At 73.2% G+C, this 4,760-nt stretch carries 4 protein-coding genes; all 4 read left to right on the top strand.

Annotated elements, in window-relative coordinates; all coding sequences use genetic code 11:
• The coding region (locus DQW06_RS10685; RefSeq protein WP_232833002.1) for an ABC transporter substrate-binding protein at positions 1–1,820 on the top strand (1,820 nt) is incomplete at its 5' end.
• Complete coding sequence (locus DQW06_RS10680) at positions 1,817–2,887, top strand: ABC transporter permease (protein WP_117198372.1); 1,071 nt, start codon at positions 1,817–1,819, stop codon at positions 2,885–2,887. The genes DQW06_RS10685 and DQW06_RS10680, both read left to right, overlap by 4 nt.
• Positions 2,884–3,906 carry an ABC transporter permease gene (locus tag DQW06_RS10675; RefSeq protein ID WP_117198371.1) on the top strand — a complete coding sequence of 341 codons (1,023 nt, stop codon included), beginning with the start codon at positions 2,884–2,886 and terminating at the stop codon, positions 3,904–3,906. Before DQW06_RS10680 ends, DQW06_RS10675 begins: the two co-directional genes overlap by 4 nt.
• Positions 3,903–4,760, top strand: an 858-nt coding sequence (locus tag DQW06_RS10670; RefSeq protein WP_157983398.1) for an ABC transporter ATP-binding protein, incomplete at its 3' end; no start/stop codon positions are given. The genes DQW06_RS10675 and DQW06_RS10670, both read left to right, overlap by 4 nt.

Raw genomic sequence — 4,760 nt, 5'->3', positions numbered from 1 at the left:
TCCCGCGCCGGGCCCCGCGCCGCACCGCCGCCACGGCCGCCGCGCTGCTCCTCCTGGCGGGCACCGCCGCGGCCCCCGCCGCCGCGGACACCTCCGACGGCCAGACCCTCAGCATCGCCACCTCCCAGCAGGTGGACTCCTTCAACCCCTTCACCGCGCAGCTCGCGATCACCACCAACGTCCTGCGCCACGTCTACGACTCCCTCGTCACGGTCGACCCCCAGACGAACCAACCCGCCCCCTCCCTCGCCGAGTCCTGGGAGTCCAGCGACGACGGCCTCACCTGGACCTTCCACCTGCGCGAGGGCGTCCGGTTCTCCGACGACGAGCCCCTGACCGCCGACGACGTGGTCTGGACCTTCACCACCATGATGGAGAACGAGGCCGCGGCCGTCGCCAACGGCAACTACGTCTCCGGCTTCGACACGGTCACCGCCGAGGACGACCACACCGTGGTCATCGAACTCGACGAGCCGCAGGCCACCATGACCTCCCTCAACGTCCCGATCGTCCCCAGGCACGTCTGGGAGCCGATCCTGGAGCGCGAGGGCGACGCCTTCGCCGACTACGGCAACGAGGACTTCCCGACCGTCGGCAGCGGCCCCTTCGTCCTCACCGGCCACGACCGGGGCCGCTCCATCACCCTGGAGGCCAACCCCGACCACTGGCGCGGCGCACCCGCCTTCGAGCGGGTCGTCCTGCGCTACTACTCCGAGAAGGACGCCGCGGTGGAGGCGCTGCGCAGCGGTGAGGTCTCCCTGGTCTACGAACTCACCCAGGCGCAGGCCGCAGCGCTGGAGTCGGCGCAGGACGTCCGGGTCAACATCGCCGACGGCAAGCGCTTCCAGGCCTTCACCATCAACCCCGGCGCGGTCACCCAGGACGGGGAGGAGTTCGGCGACGGGCACCCCGCCCTCGCCGACCGCACCCTGCGCCAGGCCATCGTCATGGCCATCGACAACCAGGAGATCGTCGACAAGGCGCACGGCGGCGAGGCCGTGGCCGCGGGCGGCTACATCCCGCCCCGCTACGAGGACTTCCACTGGGCGCCCGAGGGCGAGGAGGCCGTCCTCGACTTCGACCCCGAGGCGGCCAACGCCATGCTCGACGAGGCCGGGTACGAGCGGGGTGAGGACGGCGTGCGCGTCTCACCCGAGGGCGACCGCCTCGAACTGCGCATGCACGTCCACCAGGACCGGCCCGACAACGTCAACACCGGGTTGGTCATCGTCGAGCGCCTGGCCGACATCGGCATCGAGGTGGAGAACCTCACCGTCGACCCCGGCGTGCTCAGCGACGCCCTCTTCGCGGGCGAGTACGACCTCATCTTCACCGGCTGGACGGTCAACCCCGACCCCGACTACGTGCTGAGCATCCACACCTGCGGCGCCCTGCCCACCGAGCCGGGCACCATGCAGGGCGACGCCTACTTCTGCGACGAGGAGTACGACGAGCTCTACGAGGCCCAGCTCGCCGAGTACGACCGCCAGGCCCGCGCGGAGATCATCCACCAGCTCCAGGAGGTCCTCTACCGCGAGGCCGTCGTGAACGTGCTGGCCTACCCCAACATCATGGAGGCCTACCGCACCGACCACATCGCCTCCATCCAGTACGAGCCCGCCGAGGGCGGCAACATCTGGGGACAGGACGGCTACTGGGCCTGGTGGTCGGCCGAACCCGCCGCCGAGCGGACCGCGGGCGCGGCCTCCGGTCCCTCCGCCGGGGTCTGGATCGGCGTCGGGGCCGTCGTGCTCGTCCTCGCCGCGGTCGGGGGCTTCCTGCTGCTGCGCCGACGTTCCACCATGGAGGACCGCGAGTGACCACTACTCCCACCGCCGCGGGAGGCCCGCCCGGGGAGGAGGCGATCACCGCCCCCTCCCCGGCCGAACCCGCCGGACCGGGCCGCGCCCGGCGCGCCGCGCGCTACGTGGCCGGACGCCTGACGACCGCGGTGGTCTCCCTGGCCGCCGTGGTCGTCGCCGGGTTCTTCCTCTTCCGGATCCTGCCCGGCGACCCCGTGCGCGCCATGACCGAGGGCCGCGAGGTCACCGCCGAGCAGCGCGAGGAGCTGCGCCGCCAGTTCGGGCTCGACCAGCCGCTGTGGCAGCAGTTCCTCGACTACGCGCTCGGCCTGCTGCGCCTCGACCTGGGTGAGTCCTTCCAGTACCACGAACCCGTCGCCGAACTCATCCTGGACCGGCTCGGCCCGACCATCCTGCTCGCCGGGACCGGCACGGTCATCGCCGCGCTGCTGGGCCTGTTCCTGGGCGCCCGGGCGGGCTGGAGGCCGGGCAGCCGCTCGGACCGGGCCAACACCGCCGTCGCCCTGTTCTTCTGGTCGGTGCCCACGTTCTGGCTCGGCCTGCTGCTCATCGTCTTCCTGGCCTCGGGGCGCGGGTTCGTGCCCGGCATGTTCCCGACCGGCGGCATGGTCGACCCCCGCACCGGCGGGGGCCTGGAGACCGTGCTGAACACCGCCTGGCACATGGTGCTGCCCGTCACCACCATGGTCGCGGTCATCTACGCCCAGTACCTGATGATCATGCGCTCCTCGCTCATGGACGAGAAGGGCGCCGACTACCTCACCACCGCGCGCGCCAAGGGCCTGCGCGACGCCCTGGTGCGGCGCAGGCACGCCGTGCCCAACGCCCTGCTGCCCACGGTGACGCTCCTGTTCCTCAACCTCGGACAGGTCGTGTCCGGGGTGATCCTCGTGGAGACCGTGTTCTCCTGGCCCGGCCTCGGACAGCTCTTCTACTCCGGCCTGCGCGTACCCGACCTCGGCCTCGTCCAGGGCCTGTTCGTGGTGTTCGCGGCCTCGGTGATCCTCATGAACCTGCTCGCCGACCTGGTGTACCCGCTGCTCGACCCCCGGGTGCGCCCGTGAACGCCCCCGCCGGGACGCCCGGCAGCCCGAGCGACGGGGAGAAAGGCCCCTCCGCCCGGTCGGAGGGCGCCGCCACGGCGACCGCACCGCCGCCGACGACCGCACCGCCCTCGCCCCGCGTCCTGGCCCGCAGACGCCGTCAGGAGGCCCTGCGCCGCTTCGCCCGCGAGTACGCCCGCAACCGGGCCGGGCTGGTCGGCCTGACCGCGCTGCTGGCCATCGGCGCCCTGGCCCTGACCGCGCCGCTCTTCGTCGACCAGGCCGACCTCACCGTCACCGGCGCGCCGGGCACCGCCTACGAGGAGCCCAGCGCGCGGTTCCCGCTCGGCACCGACAACTTCGGCCGCTCCATCCTGGACCTGGTCGTCTGGGGCTCACGGGTCTCGCTCACGGTGGGCTTCCTGGCCACGGCCGTCTCCGTGGTCCTGGGCACCCTGGTCGGGGTCACCGCCGGGCACTTCGGCGCCTCCGGCGGCCCCGCGGGGCGGTTCGTGTCCTCCGCGCTCATGCGCGTCACCGACTGGTTCCTGGTCCTGCCCACGCTCGTCCTGGCCGTCGCGCTGGCCGCCGTGCTGCCGCGCGGCACCGGAACCATCATCATCGCCATCGGCCTGACCGTCTGGCCCGCCACGGCGCGCCTGGTGCGCGCCCAGACCCTCGCGGTGGAGGCGCGCCCCTACGTGGAGCGGGCCCGCGCCCTGGGCGGCGGCCACGGCCACGTCATGCTCTGGCACGTCCTGCCCAACGTCATGCCGGTCGTGCTCGCCCAGACCACCCTGCTCGTGGCCACCTCGATCATCGCCGAGTCCACGCTGGCCTTCCTGGGCGTGGGAGACCCCACGACGATCTCCTGGGGAGGCATCCTGGACGCGGCCCGCAACGCGGGCGCGATCAGCTCCGGGATCTGGTGGTACATGGTTCCGCCCGGCCTGGCGATCGCCGTGGTCGCGCTGTCCTTCACACTGTGCGGCCGGGCCCTCGAATCCGTCATCAACCCGCGACTCCGGGAGCAGCGTTGACCTCCCTCCTCGACGTCCGCGACCTGCGCGTCACCTACCGCACGGGCGGCGGCGACATCCCCGCCGTGCGCGGCGTGGACCTGTCCCTGGACCCCGGTGACACCCTGGGCCTGGCGGGGGAGTCGGGCAGCGGCAAGTCCACCGTGGCCCTGGCCCTGCTGCGCCTGCTGCCCGAGACCGCGCGCATCTCCGGCGAGGTCCTGCTGGAGGGCGAGAACGTCCTGGACATGCGCTGGGGCCGCCTGCGCGCGGTCCGCTGGGCGGGCGCCTCCATCGTCTTCCAGGGCGCCATGCACTCGCTCAACCCGGTCCGGCGGATCGGACAGCAGATCGCCGAGCCGATGAGCGTGCACGGCACGGTCCCCGCGGCGGAGGCGCCCGCACGCGTCGGCGCACTGCTCGAACAGGTCGGCCTGCCCGCCTCCCGCGCCCGCGACTACCCCCACCAGCTGTCCGGCGGGCAGCGCCAGCGGGCCATGATCGCGATGGCGCTGGCCTGCGAGCCGCGCCTGGTCATCGCCGACGAGGCCACCACCGCCCTGGACGTGATGATCCAGGCCCAGATCCTGGCCCTGCTGCGGCGGCTCGTCGCCGAGCACGGCATCGGCATGCTGATGATCAGCCACGACCTGTCGGTCCTGGCCTCGACCTGCGACCGGGTCGCGGTCATGTACGCGGGCCGGGTCGTGGAGCAGGGACCGGCGCGGGAGGTCGTGCACGAACCCGCGCACCCCTACGCCGGCGCGCTCAGCGCCGCCTTCCCCCGCATCGGCGACCCGGCCTCGCGCCTGGCGCCCCGGGGCCTGCCCGGCGACCCGCCCGACCCGGCGGACCCGCCCTCGGGCTGCGTGTTC

The organism is Nocardiopsis sp. TNDT3 (assembly GCF_003427465.1).
GTDB classification, from domain to species: Bacteria; Actinomycetota; Actinomycetes; order Streptosporangiales; family Streptosporangiaceae; genus Nocardiopsis; species Nocardiopsis dassonvillei.
The sequence above is the reverse complement of the archived record's forward strand: the minus strand, read 5'-3'. Positions and strand labels throughout refer to the sequence as shown.